This window comes from Sporomusa malonica, assembly GCF_900176355.1.
GTDB lineage: Bacteria > Bacillota > Negativicutes > Sporomusales > Sporomusaceae > Sporomusa > Sporomusa malonica.
In genome coordinates, this window is sequence record NZ_FWXI01000003.1 from 215,906 (window position 1) to 237,418 (window position 21,513).

The window sequence follows — 21,513 nt, forward strand, 5'->3', positions numbered from 1 at the left end:
GACTTGCTTCAAAAAGTACGATTTTGCTGTTTACCTTAAGCTATCTTTTGATTGACCTGGTCGGCTGTGAGTGTTCCGTCTGAAAACTGAAATTGATCCACTTGATAGCTCGTGCCCAATGTCCAGTTGGAAAGACGAACAGTTTCGCCGGTTTGCGTGATGGTGCAAACCAAATCGTTGTTGCCTCTAGTGAACTCGATACTTGCTAACACCAGATTCTGGAATTGAAGCGTATCAAGTCCGTTATCGGCACTTTCATAGCTATTGATAGTTTCATTGCCCGAACCTACGCCAAAGAGGTAAGTATCATTCCCAAGTCCGCCTCTCAGAGTGTCATTACCGGCACCACCATCAAGAATATCGTTGCCGGAGCCGCCGTTCAGCACGTCGCTGCCCGCCCCACCAGTCAGCATATTATTGTAGCTATTGCCAGTAAGGATATTATCGAGCTCGTTGCCCGCACCATTAATGTTTGAATACTCAGTAAGTGTCAGATTCTCCAGATTAGAACCGAGGGTGTAGGTGATGCTGGATTTAACAGTATCGGTTCCTTCTCCGGCGTTTTCGGTCACCACGTCGCCAGTACTGTTAATAAAGTAAGTATCATCTCCTAAACCACCAATAAAAGTATCTGTCCCGCCATAGCCGTCCAACGTGTCGTTACCTAGGCCACCAATCAGAACGTTGTTAACGCTATTGCCCATAATGACATTATCCAGTTCATTACCGGTACCGTTAAGGTTGGAGAATCCAGTAAGTGTCAGGTTCTCCAGATTAACCCCCAACACATAGCTGATGCTGGATTTAACGGTATCGATTCCTTCACTGGCGCTTTCGGTCACAACATCGCCGGTATTGTCCACCATATAGGTGTCGTTGCCTAGACCACCAGTCATCATATCGGCACCGGTGCCACCGTCAAGAGTATCGTTACCTAAACCACCATCGATGATATTGGCAAGACTATTGCCTGTAATAGTGTTGTCCAGTTCATTGCCAGTACCGTTGATGGCAATAGCTCCTGTCAAGGTCAGGTTTTCCAGGTTGGCCCCCAGTATATAGCTGATGCTGGAATTAACGGTATCGGTTTCCCCGCTGGCGTATTCAATTACTACATCTCCCAGATTATCAACGACGTAGGTGTCCCAGCCTTGACCACCAATCATTGTATCAGCTCCGCTGCCGCCGTTCAGTACGTTCCAACTCGTGTTTCCGGTTAGCACATTGTCCAATGCATTGCCCGTCCCATTAACCATGGAAGATCCGATAAGTGTCAAGTTCTCCAAATTAGCCCCTAGTACATAGGTAATACTCGACTGAACGGCGTCTACACCTTCCCCGGCGTTCTCTGTTACAACATCGCCCGTATTATCTACCACGTAGATGTCGTTGCCCAGGCCACCGGTCATCATATCGGCACCGGCTCCACCGTCAAGAATATCGTTACCCAGACCGCCGCTTAGGATATTGTTGACGCTATTACCCGTAATGGTATTGTCCAGTTGATTGCCGGTACCGTCGATCACGGCAGTACCCGTCAGGGTCAGCTTTTCCAGATTGGCCCCAAGTACGTAAGTGACACTGGATTTAACTGTATCGCTTCCTTCGCCAGCGTTTTCAGTCACCACATCGCCGGTGCTGTCCACAATATATGTGTCGTCACCTAAACCCCCGGTCATGCTGTCGTCGCCAGCATCACCATGCAGTGTGTCGTTTCCGAGACCTCCATTAAGAATATTGTTGACGCTATTGCCGGTAATGATGTTGTCCAGCTCATTACCGGTACCGTTAATCGCATCAGTTCCCGTCAGTGTCAGGTTTTCTAGGTTGACCCCCAGTACGTAAGTGACGCTGGATTTAACTGTATCGCTTCCTTGTCCTGTATTCTCAATTACAATATCACCGATGCTGTCCACGATATAGGTATCGTTACCTGTGCCACCGGTCATAGTATCATTTCCTATACCGCCTTCCAACACATTGTCATAACTATTGCCCGTCAAAATATTATCTAGTTCATTACCTGTCCCATTGATGCTGGAAGATCCCGTCAGTGTCAAGTTTTCCAGATTAGCCCCTAATACATAGCTAATACTCGACTGAACGGCGTCTACACCTTCCTCAGCGTTCTCTGCCACAACATCGCTCGTATTATCCACTACGTAGGTGTCGTTACCCAGACCACCGGTCATCGTATCAGCACCGGCTCCCCCGTCAATGATATCGTTGCCCAGACCACCGTAAAGAATATTGTTGACACTATTGCCGGCAATGATATTGTCCATTTCATTGCCGGTACCGTTGATAGCAGTAGTTCCCGTCAGTGTTAGCTTTTCCAGATTAGCCCCTAGTACATAGCTAACACTCGACTGAACGGCGTCCACACCTTCCCCAGCGTTCTCAGTCACTACATCGCCCGCATTGTCCACTACATAGGTATCGTTACCCAGGCCACCGGCCATCGTATCAGCACCGGTACAACCATCCAACACATTATTCCCGCTATTGCCAATCAATAAATTGTCGAAAGTATTACCGGTCCCGTTGATATTTCCACTGCCGGTCAACATCACATTCTCCAGGTTGACGCCGAGGGTGTAGGTAATACTTGACTGAATGGTATCGATTCCTTCTCCGGCGTTCTCTGTCACCTTGTCCCCAGTGCTATCCACGACGTAAATATCGTTCCCGGCACCGCCGACCATGGTATCGATGCCTCCGCCACCATCTAGCGTATCATTGCCCGCTCCTCCAGATAATGAGTTATTATAGCTGTTTCCGGTTAAGACATTGTCCAACTCGTTACCTGTACCATTGATGTTTGAATTCCCTGTAAGTGTCAGATTTTCCACATTGGAACTCAATACGTAACTGACACTGGATTTTACGGTGTCGATACCTTCGCCGGCGTTCTCATTCACGGTATCCCCAACGTTGTCCACGATATACGTGTCATTACCTAATCCTCCGGCCAGTGCATCCGCACCAGAGCCACCGTCTAACACGTTGTCACCGCTGTTGCCGGTCAGCATATTGCTAAGTGTGTTGCCGGTTCCGTTGATGCTATTAGTACCGGTCAATGTCAGGTTCTCCACATTGGCACTGACAGTAAAGGTGACACCAGATTGCACGGTATCAATACCTTCACCGATGTTTTCATTCACGACATCTCCAATGCTGTCCACGATAAAAATGTCATTGCCAAAACCACCGGTCATGTTGTCGTTCCCGGCGCCACCGTCCAGCATGTTGTCGCCACTGTTGCCGATCAGCACGTTATTAAGTGCATTGCCGATTCCAGTGATGTTATTAGTACCGCTCAAGGTCAGGTTTTCCACATTGGCGCCTAAGGTGTAACTAAAACCAACTTGGACGGTGTCGGTTCCTTCTACAGCGTTTTCGATGACGACATCTCCGGCACTATCAACCACATAGGTGTCGTTGCCCAGCCCGCCGGTCATGGTGTCTGCGCCCGCGCCGCCGTCTAGAATATTGCTTAAACCATTGCCTATGAGTACGTTGTCAAGACTATTACCAGTTGCCTTGGTAGCGGAATCGGTCAATGTCAGACCTTCCAGATTGGCGCCTAGGGTGTAGCTGATACTCGACTGGACCATATCCGTGCCCTCACCGGCGTTTTCGGTCACCACGTCGCCGCTGTTGTCCACCACGTAGCTATCGTTGCCAGTGCCTCCGATCATGGTGTCGCTGCCTAAGCCACCGTCCAGTGTATCGTTGCCCGCCCCGCCGGTCAGGACATTATTGTAGCTAGTTCCGGTGATGACGTTGTCCAGTTCGTTTCCTGTTCCATTAATGCTGGAATAACCGGTCAACATCAGATTTTCCAGATTGGCGCCCAGAGTATAGGTGATACTCGAATGGACCGTATCGATTCCTTCCTCGGTGTTCTCAATCACTACGTCGCCGCTGCTCTCCACTACGTAGACATCGTTGCCAATACCTCCGGACATGGTATCACTGCCCAAGCCGCCATCCAACGTGTCGTTGCCAGCCCCGCCATAGAGGGTGTCGGCGCCGAGTGTTCCTGTGACCAAATCATCACCACCGGTAGTCTGTGCCGCTACCGCCAGTATCGCGACATCCGCCGCCGTGAGCATCGTCCCATCAGCGAACTGGAAAAGTTCCACTGCGTTGTCACTCGACCCGAAGTGGTTCTTCACCGTCAGCGTGTCGGCCGCCCCTGCAATTGAAATTTTTAGATCATTACCAACAATAAGGAAAGTAACATCCGATCTAGTGACATCGGATCGGAATGAAATGGTGTCGGGCTGATCTTCAGCGATCGTAAAAATACTTTCCTTTATTACGTCCTGGCCGGAGCCTTTGCCAAACAGATAGGTGTCGCCGCCGCCCAGTCCGACCAGGGTATCGTCCCCCGCCCCACCGTCGAGAGTATCGGCGGTCCAATAGCCAGTGACCGTGTCGTCACCTGCTGTCTCCGATTGTTGGATCAACATCGTCCTAACCTGGGCGTCGGTCCACTCGATACCGTCAGCAAACCGGATGGTTTCTATGTCTTTCCAGCCTTGGAACCAAGCATCGTGGCTAAACTGCCCTTTTATCGTGACCTGGTCAGTCGAACCCAGGAAGCCAATCATCAGATCGTCGCCGCCACGCGAGAGAATTGCTTTATCCGAGGTGAGGCCGGAGCCAAATACAACACTATCGTTGTCGCTGATCGTTAAATTGCTCACACTCTCCTTAATTACGTCCTGGCCGAAGCCGGCATCGAAGATATAGGTATCAGCGCCGTCTCCGCCCTGGAGAGTATCGTTGCCCAGGCCGCCATTCATGACATCTACGCCGTCCGTCCCTACAATCAAATCGTCGCCTGAAGTAGACTGGGACTCAAAGATGCTGGACGCGATCTGAGCTGCTGTCAGCGACGTTCCGTCGGCGAACTGGAACAGTTCCACTGCGTTGTAGCTCAATCCGAACTGGTTTTTGACCGTCAGCGTGTCGTTCACACCCGCGATCGAGATCTGAAGATCGTTATTAACCCTGTGGAAAGTGACGTCTGAAATAGCGACATTGGGTAAGAAAGAGACGGTGTCAGGCTGATCTTCATAAATCGTGACAATACTTTCCTTGATTACATCCTGGCCGGAGCCTTTGCCGAATAGATAGGTATCGCCGCCGCCCAGTCCGATCAGAGTATCGTTCCCCGCCCCGCCGTCGAGAGTATCCGCAGTCCAATAACCGGTGACCGTGTCGTCGCCTGCTGTTTCCGACTGCTGAATCAGCATCGCCCTTACCTGGGCGTCGGTCCACTCGACACCGTCGGCGAACCGGATGGTTTCTATATCTTTCCATCCTAGGAACCAACCATCATGGCTAAACTGCCCTTTGATTGTGACCTGATCAGTCGAACCCTGGAAGCCAATAATCAAGTCGTCGCCGTCACGCGAGAGAATTGCTTTATCCGAGGTGAGGCCGGAGCCGAATACAATACTATCGTTATCGCTGATCGTTGAATTGCTCACCCCCTCCTTGATGACGTCCTGACCGAAGCTGGCATCGAAGATATAAGTATCGGCTCCGTCCCCGCCCTGGAGGGTATCGTTGCCCAAGCCGCCGTTTAATACATTACTACTACTATTACCAGTCAGCGTGTTGTCTATTTCATTACCTGTAGCATCAATCGCCATTGCTCCGGTTAATATAAGATTTTCTAAATTGGCACCAAGCGTATAAGAAATAGATGATTTAACCGTATCCGAACCTTCACCAGATAATTCCGTCACTACATCTCCAATATTGTCAATGATATAAGTATCATTTCCCAGGCCACCAGTCATGATGTCGGCACCACCTCTGCCATCTAGAGTGTCATCTCCAGCGCCACCATTCATTACATCATTGCGCTTGCTACTGCCAATAAGTATATCTGAAGCGTCTGTACTCAGAATCACTGCTAAATTGCTTATTTGGGCCGCTGTTAACTCAGTTCCGTCAGCAAACTGAACCGTTTTCACTTTGAAGGAGTCGTCGAGGAACCATCGGTCAAAAGTCAATGTTTCGCCACTGTCTTTGATCTTCATTGTCAATGTTTCGCCGTTTTGAAGCCATTCTACCGAATCCACGGTAATCCCCTCTCCAAGTTGAACTCTGTCATTACCCGAATCCACATAGGTGGGATTTGAGGAGGAGCCTGTATAGACTGAATTATTAATAGTATCATTGCCGACTCCCCTTCCCCAAATGTATGTGTCGTCTCCCGCTCCGCCTTCTAGGTAGTCGTTGCCGGCTCTACCATTCAGGATATCATTGCGATTATTGCTACCTTTCAGTACATCCGCTCCGTCTGTACTCAGAATTACTGCCAAATTGCTTATTTGGGCCGCTGTTAACTCGGTTCCGTCAGCAAACTGAACGGTTTTCACTTTGAAGGAATCGTCGAGAAACCATCGGTCAAAGGTCAATGTTTCACCACTGTCTTTGATCCTCATTGTCAATGTCTCGCCGTTTTGGAGCCATTCTACCGACTCCACGGTAATTCCATTCCCAAGTTGAACCGTGTCATTACCCGAATCCACATATGTTGGATTTGAAGAGGAGCCTGTATAGACTGAATTATTAATAGTATCATTGCCAACTCCTCTTCCCCAAATGTATGTGTCGTCTCCCGCTCCGCCTTCTAGGTAGTCGTTACCAGTTCCCCCGTCCATTGTATCGTTCCCTTGGTAGCCGTATATCGTATCGTTACCATCAAGACCATATATCTTGTCATTATGTCCATCAGATCCATATAAAGTATCACTGTTTAAAGTCCCTTGTACCGTTGCTATTTCGCTAAGTTGGGCTGCCATCAACTCCGACCCATCAGCAAATACTAGCTTGTCTATCAGGTACTCTTCTCCACTAAAAAAATTATTAATAGTTAAAGTTTCACCTGTTGACTGGATTATCAATAAAAGGTCATTGCCATTCTGTCTATACGCCAACATATCGGATGTCAAGCCGCTGGTAAATTGAACAATATCATATTCTCCCGAGGAGCCATAATTACAAATTAAATCATTTCCTGACCCGATTCCATATTGGTATACGTCGTTACCAGCACCACCTTCTAAATAATCATTACCGCTTCCTCCATCTAAAATATCATTTCCATCTTGTCCAAATAAATTATCGTCACCTGCACCGCCGTTAATAGTATCATTACCTTTATTACCATATAAAGTGTTTGATGATACTCCGCCTAAAAGAACATCATCACCCTCACCACCACTTATGATACTATGTAGACCCTTCCCTGCCATATCAATGGCCTGTCCTACATCCGTTCCATAAGTATTTGCGAAGTAATTCCGAAAATCATCAAAGCTAGTTAACATTGTTTTTAACCCCAAGCCTTGTAAGACACGTGAAAACTCGCTTATTTCTTCTAATCCTTTGTCATAGCTTTGAGCAAAATCTTCATCAATTTGGTTTCGAGCGCATGTCAGATCGTCTATATACGTATTAGTTGTAGAATTCCATGTATAGTTTATAGCATCTAATAAACCAGTAGTATGTGTTTGCGCCATAAGACGGACATAGTAATATTCTTTTACATCAATATAGATGTCTTTTAGTATTGCAGCGGCGTTCACATTTGGATCATTAGTTGTACCTATCGTAGTAATAAGACCTGAGAATTGCTCTCCAAACATCTTTTCTAAAACGGATAATTGTCGAGCATCCATATTTCCGCCGCTGCTTGCCGGATTAATAGTATCACTATTGGTCCATTTAAATAATAATTGATCCATTATATTACCACGTATTTCAAAATCTTCTTCCGCACTAAAGGATTCTACCAATGCTTTTAAAGCGCCACTTTCGTCACGCGCCATAGCTTGCCACAGGTCGTAGACATTGCCGTGTCCCTTTAAATACGGTAGTACCATTATATCTTGAGGAACGTCTATCCAATCCGTGGCAATAGAATAGATTGGATCACGATCAAACAGATATTGCCCTATAGATTGCACAGTTCCATCTTGCCTTTCGAAAGAACCTAGACTGACTTGGGTATTGCCATTAGCATCCGTGGTGTTTGTTGATGTACTCCTAATGCTTAGCGATTGAATACCCAGGTCACCAAGAGTAAACAACTCCTCAGCGTTAGAATAACCGTCCCCATTCATATCTTTCCAAACACGAATATTAGCGTAATCTGCGTCATTTGCGTCAATTTTTTCGTCGCCATTCGTATCCAAATCAGCTAATGCTTGAAATCCGTCGGTAGCGCGTTGACCATTTGTCAATATGGTTTGATCACCGAAGAGTTCTTGTCCACCGTTAATGATGCCATCACCATTTCGATCCATGACTAAAATGCCGTCGTCAGGTTTGACCCAACCGCTTCTTTCCGCAAAACCATTGTTATCTAAATCAAAGAAAGCACCCGCAGAAGTATCGGTAGTCTCAATACCGTCTCCGTCTAAATCAAGAACTAAAGGATCCCAACGGGCTGATCCTGCGCCATTGAAAGGGTCAAATTGACCAGCGCCAGCATCCATCCAACCGCCATCATTGAAAGGGTCTAACCCTCCGTTTCCAGATCCACCATCTCCAGATCCACCATCTCCAGATCCACCATCTCCAGATCCACTATTATCTGGATTTCCAGGATCGTTTTGCCATTGTTGATAAGCCGAATTAACTAATGGGAAATTCCACGTAGGAAATAAGTCACCATCTGGAGCAATTCTTTGTCCAATACCAGCTTGTCCAAGTGCCTGCCATGTAAAATCAACACATGAATTTGTAGGAGCTATATACCATCCATGTTGTCCAGCATCTACCATAGAAACATAATTTTTAATTTGATTATATTGTTGCTCAGTAATTGAAAAATCAGGAGACGCAGATGATTGTAAGTAGTGATTAGAGTCAGTTTTTGAAACATTCCCTGGGCCAGCAGGTAGCGGCTTATCCCATCCTGAATCAAAACCAAAGGATTCAACGATTCCATCAGGTCGATTTAATTCGAACCACATATGGCCTGCGTCGCTAGTGTCCCCATCTGCAAGTGGGCTTCCAGGCGCGGCAATTCGAATGACCACAGAATATTGACTCATACTTTATCAATCCTCTCTCTTCTTCGTTCTAATAAAATATACGATTCCTGATAAACAAGCAAATACAGGTAGGTGAATAATGCCTAATGTTGCTGTTGCTTGAGCAAGAAATGAGAATGGAATAACCTTAAAACCATATAATCCTATCGAATAAGCACCAATAATTGATAAAGAAACCCAAGATATAAATATCCACTTCCAATAATGATCAATACACAAAAATATGGAGATAATAATAAGCGCAATCGCAAAGGGCCACATACTATGCCCGATGTAGACGAAGACTAGCCATAAAGAATCTATAAAAAACATATTAACAATTTTCTGAGACCACCCTCCTATTCGGCCATATCCGGCAATAATTATAAAACCAACTAATGCTAAATGAATGCCGGTTACGACTTTAAGATCATTTTTACACTTAAACCAAGAACCAGTTACCTTCTCTACTTGTAAATTTTCCATTTCTTTTTCTCTCCAATTTATATAAAAAATTTTGACATCATAACAAGTCTGAACCAAGGACAAGAGTATACTTCCAAATTAGATTCCATTCTGTCGGAGAATAAACACCCCATACTTTCAACAACAATGAAAAAGTCAAGAAAGTATTTCATTGCTAAATTGTTATTTAAAATGTTCACTCCATATAATTCATAAAACTACATCTTCAACTTTTGGGGTGGCAATGAACGCCAATATTGAAACAATACGAATCCACATGAAAATAATAATGATATTGTTTAAGATAAAAAATCATACATAGCTAATTATAGTAGTAATTATGATCAGATAAATAGTTGTTTTTAACGCTTTACTTATACGATCATCTTTTGGTTTTTCATTGGAAATATAATAGAATAGAAAAAAGGAAATAATTGCAACAACTATAGTTATTATAAATGAAGCAAAAAAAAGTAATATATGATTTACAAGCAAATACTTAAAACCTTCCAGAAAACCAATTAATCCAATTAGAGATAATTTTTGCCAGTTATTTTTAAAGTTCAAGATTTTTCACCTGCTTTAGCTTTATACTTAGTTTCTTTTCTGGAATACTTAATAGTCTATACTACGGACTAGTGTGATCGTAACAATTAACCCTCCTTCTTAACTGATTTAATATTTAAAAATGATAACATTATTTTCTATTATCGAAAATATCCATATTGGAGAGAATCATGGAGTAATTATGTTATTTTTGTATAATTTACCATAATTTAAATTTATAGTTCAATTATAGGAAATGTTTTGAGAAAAAATATGAGGCTAAAATCCTAATTTTCGTAGGACTTTAGCCCTTTTGTTAGAACATCAGTAAGCGCTTAGCCAAGGGGTGCAGCGGGTAAAAAAATAAAACTCTGGCAACAATGCCAGAGTCATAGTTAGTCATCTTGTAACTTTTCTTTATGTTTACGGCAATTGACCGGAAAAACCAGTGGCCAAGGCAGTAGGTCATCCAAGAGAGCCGAATCAGAACGAAAATCCCTGGCGATATATACTGTAATTGTGTAACCCTTAAAATCGCCCCGTAATAAAAGCCTAATTTGTCAAGCCAACCTAGTCGTGATGCTTTTTCTGTAATTGGAACCAAACTAATCCAGATACGAGAACTAGTCCAATTAATACAGCCTTTAAAGCGAAATTTCTATAGTAGTAGTTGTCTATATACACAATTGAATGTTCAAAAACTCGTCCTCGAAAAAATGCCCGTAAGTAAACGTGGGTATCTTCGTTTTCTCAAATTACTCAATCATTGCAAGGAGATCTTCTTCTGTAAGAACTTTAATGCCAAGAGCCTTAGCCTTATTCAACTTATCTCCAGCTTCAGTACCTGCAACAACATAGCTGGTCTTTTTGCTGACAGAGGAGGATACTTTACCGCCACAGGCAGCAATGAGGTCTTCGGCTTCTTTACGCGGCATGGACAGTGTGCCTGTCAGAACAAAGGTCTTGCCTGCCAGCTCCTGACTTACGGTAACCTTCTGTTCTTCTGTCAGCTTTACGCCCACTGCTTTTAGTTTTTCAATATAGGCCAAATTAGCGGGATCGGCAAAATAGCTTGCTGTGCTTTCGGCAATCTTGGGGCCGATTTCATCAATTGTCATGAGTTCCTCGGCACTTGCTGCCGTAAGCTTATCTATGTTGCCATACTGCTGAGCCAGCATTGCCGAGGCTTTGGCACCGACATACCGGATGCCAAGGGCAAATAGGGCGCGGGCTAACCCAGCATTTTTACTGGCAGCAATCGCTTGTACCAGATTGCTGGCCGACTTCTCGCCCATACGGTCAAGCGCGGCCAGGGATTCCGGCTTTAGGGTATAAAGATCAGCCGCATCTGTAACCAAGCCAGCTTCCAGCAAGCTGGTAATAACGGCAGGCCCCAGACCATCAATATTCATGGCATCGCGGGATACAAAGTGGATTAGGCCTTCCCTGAGCAAGGCTGGGCAGTGGGGGTTGATGCACTTATGAGCAACCTCGCCTTGTCCACGTACAACTGGCTGTTCGCATTCAGGGCAAGCGGCTGGCATAATAAATGGCTGTTCGCTGCCTGTGCGCCGGTTCTCAACAACAGCGATCACTTCCGGAATGATCTCTCCGGCTTTATGAACAATGACAGTGTCGCCAATACGGATATCTTTTTCCTCAATAAAGTCGGCATTATGAAGAGTCGCTCTACTCACTGTGCTACCGGCTAGCCGAACTGGGCGTAATATGGCAGTTGGTGTCAATACGCCAGTACGTCCTACCCGTACAAAGATGTCTTCAACAACTGTTGCTGCCTGCTCTGCCGGGAATTTATAGGCGATCGCCCAGCGCGGGTCTTTAGCTGTTGAACCAAGGGCGCGTTGGCTGGCAAGGTTGTTGACCTTAATCACCAAGCCATCGATGTCATACGGCAAATCAACCCTTTTCTCGCTCCAACTCTCGCAGAACTCTGCCACCTCTTCAATCGTGTCAAACACCCGATAATAGGGATTAATTTTAAAACCCAGCGTCTGTAACTTCTCCAGCATAGCCGAGTGGGTAGCTACACCCAGGCCTTCTTCCGTACCTAAGCCATGCATGAAGATATCAAGACCCCGTTCAGCCGTGATCCTGGGGTCAAGCTGACGGATTGAGCCGGCGGCAGCATTCCTGGGATTGGCCATAAGCGGTTCATTGGCTGCTTCACGGAGTTTATTGAGCCGGTCAAATTCACGTCTGGGCAGATACACTTCGCCGCGTACCTCTAACAGTGGCGGTATCCCGCCTTCCTCATGTAAAACCAGTGGGATTGCCCGAATGGTGCGGAGGTTGGTTGTAACATCTTCACCATAGGTGCCATCACCCCGGGTAGCCCCCCTGGCCAGTCTGCCATTTTCATAAACCAGATTCATGGCTAAGCCGTCAATTTTAAGCTCAACAACATATTCCACAGCCGTGCTCTCAAGCCCGCTTTTAACCCTGGCATCAAAACTCCTGAGCTCGTCGGCGGAAAAAGCGTTACCCAGGCTAAGCAGCGGTGTCAGGTGAGCCACCCGTTCAAAGCCATCAGCCGGAGCCCCGCCTACCCGCTGACTCGGCGAGTCAGGGGTAATGAGCGAAGGGTAGGCTGTCTCAATGTCAATCAGCCGTCTCAGCAAATGATCAAATTCCCTGTCACTTAGCTCAGGGTTGTCAAGTACATAGTAACGGTGGCTATGATAGTGGATGGTTTTTCTTAATTGTTCAATTTCCTGCGCGGCAGCAGTCAAGCTGGCCGGTATCGCGCTATTCATGTTTGTAACCCCCGAAAAGAGTATATTAGACTCTGCTAATTGGTGCCAGCTGGGCCATCAATTTTTTTATGCCTTCAGATGGAAAGGCGATGCTAAGCTGCATATTGTCACCAGTGCCGGTCACAGCAACAATAGTGCCTGTACCCCACTTCGCGTGATAAACCTTTTCGCCAGCCTTCCAATCGGTATTATTCGGCTTAGTGGGATTTTGAACTGGGGTTTTGAGAATGGTCAGTTCGGGTTTGGGCACAGCCCGCGGCGGCAGGGCCGTTGCAGCTGCCGGACGGTTTTGTACTGGCGATAAATAGCTGGGGCGCTTAAGCGCATATCGCTCAATAAGTTCAGGTGGGATTTCATCCAAAAAGCGGGACGGTGAATAGCTTACTGTATTACCATAAATCATGCGCTGTCTGGCGTTTGATATATAGAGCTTGCGCTCAGCCCGGGTAATACCGACATAGCATAACCGGCGCTCTTCTTCCACTTCCCGTTCATCCATCAGGGTTCGGACATGGGGAAAGATCCCTTCCTCAAGGCCTGCCAGGAACACGATGGGAAACTCCAGTCCTTTGGCTGAATGCAGTGTCATTAGTGTAACCTGGTCGTCACTCTCTTCAGACTTGTCGCTATCTGTCAGCAGTGCCACATGGGCTAAGAAGTTTTCGAACGTGTTTTCTTCTTCGTTCTCAGTAAACTTTTTGGCATCACTTTTGAGTTCTTTCAGGTTTTCAATCCTGGTCTCAGACTGTGGGTCATCATCAGCTTCAAGCTCAGCTAAATACCCTGAATCGCGCATGACTTTATCCACCAAATCGGCGACAGATAGTGTATTCTGAGAGGCCATGAGGGTAAAGATGATCTCTGCCAGCGATTCCAGTTGATTTTTGGCACGGGCGGTAAGCCCTGGCACCAAATCCGGATTCGATACTGCGTCAAACAGCGGCACATTGTTTTCGGCCGCATATTCGGACAGGCGTCTAATAGTAGTGTCACCAATGCCGCGGCGCGGTACGTTAATAATGCGGAGCAAACTGATGGCGTCGGCAGGGTTGAAGATTACCTTGAGGTAGGCCATGATGTCTTTTATTTCCTTACGGTCATAGAACCTGAGGCCGCCTACCATGGTATAGGTTATTGCTGCATTTCTTAAGCCTTCTTCAAGCACCCTTGATTGCGCATTGGTACGGTATAAAATAGCGATATCTTTATACGGAGTGCGGTAAACGGTATTGAGTTTGATGATATTATCAGCGATATAGCGGGCCTCATCCCGCTCATCAACAGCCAGATAATGAGTTATTGCATCACCGGCTGTATTATCTGTCCACAGTGCCTTTGGCTTACGGTTACCGTTGTTTTCGATCACGGCATTGGCCGCATCCAGGATGGTCTGTGTCGAACGGTAGTTTTGCTCAAGTTTGATGACCTTGGCATCCGGATAATCACTCTCAAAGTCCAGGATGTTTTGGATATCGGCGCCCCGCCAACCATAAATACTCTGGTCAATATCGCCTACCACGCAAAGATTCCGGCACTTGGCAGCCAGTGTCCGGGCCAGGAGATATTGGGCGCGGTTGGTATCCTGGTATTCGTCAATCAAAATATAGTGAAACTTATTCTGATATTTTTCCCGAACCATGGCATTATATTCCAGCAGCTCAACTGACAACATCAGCAGGTCATCAAAGTCCAGGGCATTATGTACTTTCAGCTTGTTCTGATACAGCTTGTACACTTCAGCTACTTTAAGGTTATAAAAATTGTCCGCTTGTGCCGTAAACTCCCGGACATCCTGCAGTGCATTTTTTGCATTGGAGATGGTCGATTGAACCCCGTTTGGCGTAAACTGCTTGTCATCCAGATTAAGCTCTTTCACACAGTTCTTGATAAGCGTCTGGGAATCGCTGGAGTCATAGATAACAAAATTCCGGGTATAACCACCCAAGTTTTCAATTTCCATCCGCAGAAATTTGGCACAAAAAGCGTGAAAGGTGCTAAGCCAAATATCTTTTGCAGCCAAGCCGACAATGGCGGTTACCCGCTCTTTCATTTCGGCGGCTGCCTTGTTAGTAAACGTAATGGCGAGAATATTATAAGGCGCCACTCCCTGTGCCAACAGGTTGGCAATCCGGCTGGTCAGTACCTTGGTTTTGCCTGAGCCAGCACCTGCCATAATTAAAAGCGGCCCATTTGTATGGGCGACAGCCTCCTGCTGAGCCGGATTCAGGCGGTCAAAAATGTTGTGCATAGGTTCCTCCTAATGTTAAGTAGGGTTAAACATATATATTTTCTCCACATATTCCTCTTTTCCTGTCGAAGCTTGAAGAAAAAAATAGAGCCTGCCGGTGCAGACTCTAGATCGCGGTAGACCATTTCTCATGCTATTAATAGGCTTGCATCAGCTTGACACCCTTTTGCAGCATAGCAATTCCTTTGGCCCCTAGTACCTCAACTGCCTTGTCGACATCCTGTTCAGCAACCTGGGCAGCTAAGCCCTCACAAGAGGCGCTTAATTCGCGGGGCACCGGTACAAGTTCAGCAATAATACCCTGCTCTTTTAATATCTTTTTTGCCCGGAAGGCGTGATAGACTGAGGGAAATGTAATTACACAACTGACCATATACAACCCTTTCGTAAAACCGGCATAGTATGTTATCCGATGACTAACCCGCTCTAAGACTCCCTCTTCTACAAGTGGGAGTTTAGGAGGCTTCCCTGGAAGTTGGGCGACTAACCTTCAGATGGGGTTAAAACCCCATCTGAAGCTAAGTCTACTTTAACGCTATTTGGATATGTTAATAGTATATTCCCCATCTGCCGCTACACATTCAACCTGGAAGTTCTGCGCTTTGGCAAATTTAATAATATTCTCTTTCGCTGATGGTTCGTCAACCAAAACACTGACAGCAGTTGCAGCAGCCATCGCCTCTTTGGTCTTAATCAGCGGGATCGGACAGCTTAAACCTCGTACATCTACAACATTCGCCACTATTTATCAAACTCCTTTGCTTATTGGCACAAGTTTTTCTCTGCATACATAACCAAGGACAGCGATAATGACGATACCCGCTATCACGGCAATCTGCCCATTAATGCCAACACCAGCCGCCGAACCAGCCGCATTAAGATTGTGCGCCACACCGGCCCCGGCTAACATGCCTAATACACAAAACATAGCATCAGTACTGCCTTCTCCGGCCATAATCAGCTGGCGAAGCGGACAGCCGCCAGCCAACGTAGCTGCCAGACCAGTCAGGAACAGGCCAAGAAAATTCCAGATATGCATGGTATGACCCAGTGGCTGATTCTCAAAACCTAATTTAAAGAAACCAAAATACAGGTTGCCTGCCAGTGCCGCTAAAAACATAATTCCATAGATTTTAAGCAGAGATGTATCACCTACCAGCATAAAATCGCGGAAGCCGCCGCTAAGGCACATGCGGGTACGCCAAGCCAAGGCTCCACCTGCCAGACCGGCAATTAAGCTGATAATGATTGGAGCATGCATCGAACCTGGCCCTTTGGCACTAAAGTTCAGGAAACCAGTCCCCATGCTGACGCCAATCAAAAGTACCAGCGCGGCAGCAGCAGCCAAATAACCGCTCACCTTGACTCCCCCAGTATATGCATGGGCTCGCCCCAGGTTGAAGCCGCGTTTCAAAAACATCACGCCGGCTCCAATTCCGGCAATAAAGCCGACTAACGCAGTGATGCCATTCAGGTCACCACCGGCTACCCGTAAGATCGCCCGCAGCGGACAGCCTAGAAATACCAAGGCCCCAAGCATCATCGCTATTCCCAACACGAACCGTAAGGCCGGATTGGAACCGCCGCGTGGCCTAAACTCACCACTAACACGGGCCAAACCGAAAGACCCCAGCACAAAGCCGATAATTTCAGGCCTTGCATATTGTAGGGTAGCCGTGCTGTGAATTCCTAATGCACCCGCAATATCCCGCAGTTGGCAAGCAGCGCAAAAACCGTAATTGCCCGGATTGCCAAACTTGACCAGAAGAACCGCTCCGAGTCCGAACACCACCCCTGTGGCAATGATTAACCAGTTCATCCCATCACCTCATAGAAAATATTTTCAGTACATAAATAAATATTATATATAAACAATAATATTCCTGCTTTGCCAGGCTTTAACAGGAAAATTAACCTTACTCTGCGAATTAATTAGCTATATAGCACTAATTATCTGAGGTGATCGCATGTCTTATATACAATCCTTAACCGTATTTCTCTATGTTGCTGAAGAAGGCAGTTTTTCAGCTGCCGCAAAGAAATTGGAACTTACGCAGCCAACCGTTTCTTTCCACATTGACAACCTCGAAAAAAATTTTGGATGCCCGCTGTTTAAACGGACCTCCAAAGGTGTTTCCTTAACAATATACGGTGACAAGCTGTATGAGACTACCAGAACAATAAACGGCCTAATTACTGATACCCATAAAGAAATCCAGGCCATGGCGCAGGGTTCAGCTGGACGGATACTGCTTGGCGCCAGCACAATTCCGGCTGATTATATTTTGCCGCCACTGCTGGCCAATTTTCTAAAAAAACATACCGGCCTGACTATATCCCTGGTGACAGGAGACAGTCATACTATCCTAGAGAAGTTCAATCATGGCGAATTTCCCATTGCCGTAATCGGCACTAAGCCAGATGACAGCCTTACTAGCCAGCCGTTATGGACTGATAAACTGATACTTGCCGCCCACCCTGATTTTGAAACGGCTGACTACACGTCAAAGGACTGGTTGCTTACTTTACCCTTTATTTTACGAAAGAAATCGTCAGGTACAGCAAGCTCAGCCCTAAATGCGCTAAGCCGATTTGGTATTGACACTGACCATCTTAGTGTCGTTATGGAAGCAGGCAGCAATCAGGCTGTTAAGGCAGCCATTATGAGTAAGATCGGGGTCGGCTTTATCTCAGAATGGGCAGTCGAGGGCGAGCTTAAATCTGGTCAGCTCATTGCTCTGCCTCTGCCTGAACCTGTGATTGAGCGGCAATTTTACGCCATTAGCCGTCAGCCGTTGCTTCCGGCCTGCCTGGAACTTTTCTGGAGCTATCTAATTGGGCAGCAACAGCCTCTGTAACCTGATTGCGACCGCCGCCATTCCATATACATAGCTGCAAGTTGCCGCCTGTCTTCGCAATCCCGGGCCGCCCGTCTAGCGAAGACAGGCGGCTTAATTCTCTATTGTCAGTAATAATTCACCCAGAACAAATGTTTGCAAAACATTTGTTCTTATTGTATAATTGTATATAAATCCTCGTACGTGGCGGTGGTGAATACTGTGAAGACTCTGGCAACGTTAGACAAACTAAAAATATTAGGCGAAGGGGCCAAATATGACGTATGTGCCTCAACAGCTTCTAAGGTGCAAAAGAGTGGAAAATGGGATATTGGTGCGGCGTCCCCCAGTGGTGTCTGCCATTCATTCACCCCTGACGGGCGCTGTATTTCTCTGTTCAAAGTGCTGTTAACCAACTATTGTGAGAAGGACTGCGCCTATTGTCCCAACCGCGCAGGGCGTGATGTCGCCCGCGCTAAGTTTGCTGCCGACGAGTTAGCCGGATTATTCATGGATTTTTACCGCCGCAATTATGTGGAAGGGCTGTTCTTAAGCTCAGGCGTCACCCATTCCACCGGTCATACCATGAGCGAAATACTCAAAGTAGCCGAGATTCTCCGCAGCCGCTATAAGTTTGGCGGATATATTCACCTCAAGATTCTACCTGGTGCCTCTGGCGGCGATGTTGCAGCCGCTATTCGTTTCGCAAACAGGGTATCGCTAAATATGGAAGCCCCCAGTGCTGCTCATTTAGCTAAGCTTAGCCGCACCAAAAGCTTTGATGGCGAAATCCTTGACGGCATGGCTAAAATACGTAATCACTTGAAAGAACAGCCAGGAGTCAGTCACTCGACCCAATATATTGTTGGGGCTGCCCAGGAGGCAGACCGCGACATTTTGCAATCTGTGACCAAACTGTATGGCCAATATAACTTGAAACGGGCCTATTTTAGCGCCTTTCAGCCGGTGGACGGCACGCCGCTCGCCGCGATCGGCCAGACGCCGCTCATCAGGGAAAACCGTTTATACCAATCAGATTTTTTACTCCGCCTATATGGTTTTACTTATAGCGATTTAGCATTTGAACTAAATGGCAACCTTGACCTGGAACTTGACCCCAAGCTTGCCTATGCACTCAAGCACCCTGAATTGTTTCCGCTTGAAATAAACAAGGCCTCGTTTAACGACCTGCTCAAGGTTCCCGGCCTTGGCCCGCGATCAGCTGCCAAGATTGTCCGGGTACGACGCGAGCACCGTCTGACACAACCGGCAGAGTTAAAGAACGCCGGCCTGGTACTTAAACGGGCGTTATCTTTTATCACCATTGATGGCCGCTTTTATGGCGACCGCAGTAAGCTTGCCAAACCCAACCGGCAAAATTATACACAATTAAGTTTATGGGGGGACTCCCGTGATCATCTGCTCACCGGCGCCATGGCCGATCATTAAAGCCGCACTGCTGGCTCAAATACATAATGACTTGCCGTGCTTTCACGGCGAGCAGGATAGTCTCGGCTTGTTCAAGGATACCGCTATTCATAACGCCGACACGGTGTCCTTGGCCACGCTGACTAACCAACTCTCAGATACCTGCGGCCTTGATGTAACCTGGCTGCTAGGCAGTCCGGGGCAAACATTGGCGCGTCTTGTGGCCGCCAACCTGCGCTATCAAGCGTCAGACAGAGCAGCTGTTGTCTTTGCCGCTGCTGAACAAGCCCTTCGCTATGGTCACTCTTATTGTTTCTGCGGTATCGGTGACATTAGCCGCATATTTATTTCCCGGGCAAAGGTAGTCTCACATGAAGTCCATAAAATGTTAGGCTTTATCCGGTTCACTCCAGCCCCAAACAACACACTGGTCGCTAGGCCTAAACTCTTTCATCAAACAGCTGACCTTATCTTAAAAAAATTTGTTTCACGTTATCCCAATACCTGCTTAGTCTTGATTCTTGATGACACTGCACTCATGCTGAAGGATGGGGTCATAGCCGAATTGCCTGCAGCAGCTTATCTTCCTTATATTGAAGACCGGGATTTTGCCGCTGCCTGGGAAACCTACTATCAATCCCAATATATTGCTACCCGCAAAAACATTAAACTGGCGCAACATGCCATCCCCAAAAAATACTGGGATTGGCTGGCCGAAGGTAAAATACTGAAAAACGAGGCTTCCAAATAGAACACCCCGCTAATGAAGAATTGCCTAACAGGCGCCTTCATTAGCGGGGTTTCTTTTCAGCTTTATCCTGATAGAAAGTATAACTTTCTCCTGGATAAGGGCAACATCGGCTTCCGCTTTCGCTAAGGCTCGGCGCAAGCCGTGTTTTCTTTATCAAAGCAGTTGATTTACATAAACCAGCCGGATACCAGCTGCTTCGATTTCAGGTATCATTTCCCGCACAGCGATGACAGTATTAGGCCGGGCATGGCCAATGACTGTTACGCTGCCGTTTTTATGTGCCATATCAACTGCCTTGCGCAGTTGTTTTTTTATTAGGTCTACGTCAGGGCTGTTATCTATAAACAGCTCGTTTTCACCGGTCCTCAGCCCCAACTGTCTGGACACTTCCGCGGCTACTGTTTTGCCGTTGGTACGACTGTCAACAAAAAACAGATTATTGGATTTGATAACACCAAGTACGGTTTTCATAACCCGCCTGTCAGCAGTGGCCTTAGAACCCTGGTGATTATTGACCCCTTTGACACCAGGCACCGAAGCAATGGCCTTTTCCACCGTCTGCTTAATCTCTTCATCAGTCATATTCACAGTAATGACTGTCGGCTCAACCTCTTCGGCAGCTGACAGCGGCTCAAGCGGCAGGTGCAGCATAACTAAATGACCGGCGCTCAGTGCCTTTGATGCCGCCTCGTTACTATACTGGCGATATGGCAGCACCGCAAACGTAATCGGCCGTCCCATATCAACATACCCGGCAATGGGTTCCCTGGTATAACCAAAATCGTCAATCACTATGGCCATATCACCAGGTTTACTTTCAACCTTCGGCTTAGGCGGCAGTGCGCCCTTATCTTTAACAATATATATCCGGTCAGTCACTAGCGTAAGCGGTTCGCTGTTTAAGATGTCTTTAATGCCGATATCAATCCGCACTGCCGACACTCCGTTATACTGATCAGGTTCAATACCGATTACCTTGCCGCCTGCTTTGCCAACAAGCGGGGCTAGCGACTGCTCCAATGCTTCCGGAGCTGTATTCTCCGGGAGCACAATAGACAGACTCCGGGTATGCCAGCGGATGACACCTTCAATCCCTTTGCGCGGCACCTCCCGCGTGCTTTCCTTGACCTCTTTGGGCGTCAATTTGGTATTTGTTAACCCGGTGTCAACAGCAGCGTGAATTTTCCGGGCAGTTTCTGTGAAGTCAAGCACCACCCCGGCGCCTGTTTTCTCCATATTATAGCCAGGTCCAGGCTGTGCTGGAGATTTTTCTGGTGGATGACCTGTTTGATAAAAGATAATTGCTGCAAAAATAGCCACCAACGCCAGTATCCATTTAAAATTATTGCTTTTTTTAGCCATAGAGGTTCTCCTTGTGCGTTTTTTGCTACATTGA

At 46.8% G+C, this 21,513-nt stretch carries 11 protein-coding genes; 3 read left to right on the forward strand and 8 right to left on the reverse strand.

The features are described from left to right. Positions 1-35: 35 nt before the first annotated feature. From B9A22_RS24945 to yedE, 7 genes are all read right to left on the reverse strand, one after another. A complete protein-coding gene (locus tag B9A22_RS24945; RefSeq protein ID WP_139796168.1) occupies positions 36-9,089 on the reverse strand; it encodes a beta strand repeat-containing protein in 9,054 nt (3,017 codons plus the stop codon). 6 nt (positions 9,090-9,095) lie between these two features. Continuing rightward, entirely contained in the window at positions 9,096-9,554 is a 459-nt protein-coding gene (locus B9A22_RS04700; protein WP_084574545.1) for a hypothetical protein, read from the reverse strand. A gap of 1,280 nt (positions 9,555-10,834) precedes the next feature. Beyond that, positions 10,835-12,853: an NAD-dependent DNA ligase LigA gene (gene ligA, locus B9A22_RS04710; RefSeq protein ID WP_084574547.1), complete on the reverse strand. Its 2,019-nt coding sequence runs from the start codon at positions 12,851-12,853 to the stop codon at positions 10,835-10,837. A gap of 25 nt (positions 12,854-12,878) precedes the next feature. Further along, complete coding sequence (gene pcrA / locus B9A22_RS04715; RefSeq protein WP_084574548.1) at positions 12,879-15,101, reverse strand: DNA helicase PcrA; 2,223 nt, start codon at positions 15,099-15,101, stop codon at positions 12,879-12,881. Between the two features lie 136 nt (positions 15,102-15,237). Continuing rightward, the gene (locus B9A22_RS04720) at positions 15,238-15,474 is read right to left on the reverse strand and encodes a putative Se/S carrier protein (protein ID WP_084574549.1); all 237 of its coding nucleotides are present in this window, start codon (positions 15,472-15,474) and stop codon (positions 15,238-15,240) included. Between the two features lie 162 nt (positions 15,475-15,636). Further along, positions 15,637-15,843 carry a sulfurtransferase TusA family protein gene (locus B9A22_RS04725; protein ID WP_084574550.1) on the reverse strand — a complete coding sequence of 69 codons (207 nt, stop codon included), beginning with the start codon at positions 15,841-15,843 and terminating at the stop codon, positions 15,637-15,639. Between the two features lie 6 nt (positions 15,844-15,849). Beyond that, on the reverse strand, positions 15,850-16,920 hold the full coding sequence (gene yedE, locus B9A22_RS04730; RefSeq protein ID WP_084574551.1) for a YedE family putative selenium transporter: 1,071 nt from the start codon (positions 16,918-16,920) through the stop codon (positions 15,850-15,852). Between the two features lie 148 nt (positions 16,921-17,068). On the opposite strand from yedE, the gene B9A22_RS04735 reads away from it, so the two are divergent. The 3 genes from B9A22_RS04735 to B9A22_RS04745 all read left to right on the forward strand — a co-directional run bounded on the left by B9A22_RS04735 (position 17,069) and on the right by B9A22_RS04745 (position 20,117). Then, positions 17,069-17,959 (forward strand): LysR family transcriptional regulator, encoded by an 891-nt coding sequence (locus B9A22_RS04735; protein ID WP_084574552.1) that lies wholly within the window; start codon positions 17,069-17,071, stop codon positions 17,957-17,959. A gap of 201 nt (positions 17,960-18,160) precedes the next feature. Then, on the forward strand, positions 18,161-19,387 hold the full coding sequence (locus B9A22_RS04740; RefSeq protein WP_245823799.1) for a putative DNA modification/repair radical SAM protein: 1,227 nt from the start codon (positions 18,161-18,163) through the stop codon (positions 19,385-19,387). Further along, a complete protein-coding gene (locus B9A22_RS04745) occupies positions 19,350-20,117 on the forward strand; it encodes a DUF4130 domain-containing protein (RefSeq protein WP_084574553.1) in 768 nt (255 codons plus the stop codon). The genes B9A22_RS04740 and B9A22_RS04745 overlap by 38 nt, the downstream gene beginning before the upstream one ends. A 153-nt stretch (positions 20,118-20,270) precedes the next feature. Here the strand turns inward: B9A22_RS04745 and B9A22_RS04750 are convergent, their stop codons facing one another. Beyond that, positions 20,271-21,479 carry a divergent polysaccharide deacetylase family protein gene (locus B9A22_RS04750; RefSeq protein ID WP_084574554.1) on the reverse strand — a complete coding sequence of 403 codons (1,209 nt, stop codon included), beginning with the start codon at positions 21,477-21,479 and terminating at the stop codon, positions 20,271-20,273. Positions 21,480-21,513 lie beyond the last annotated feature (34 nt).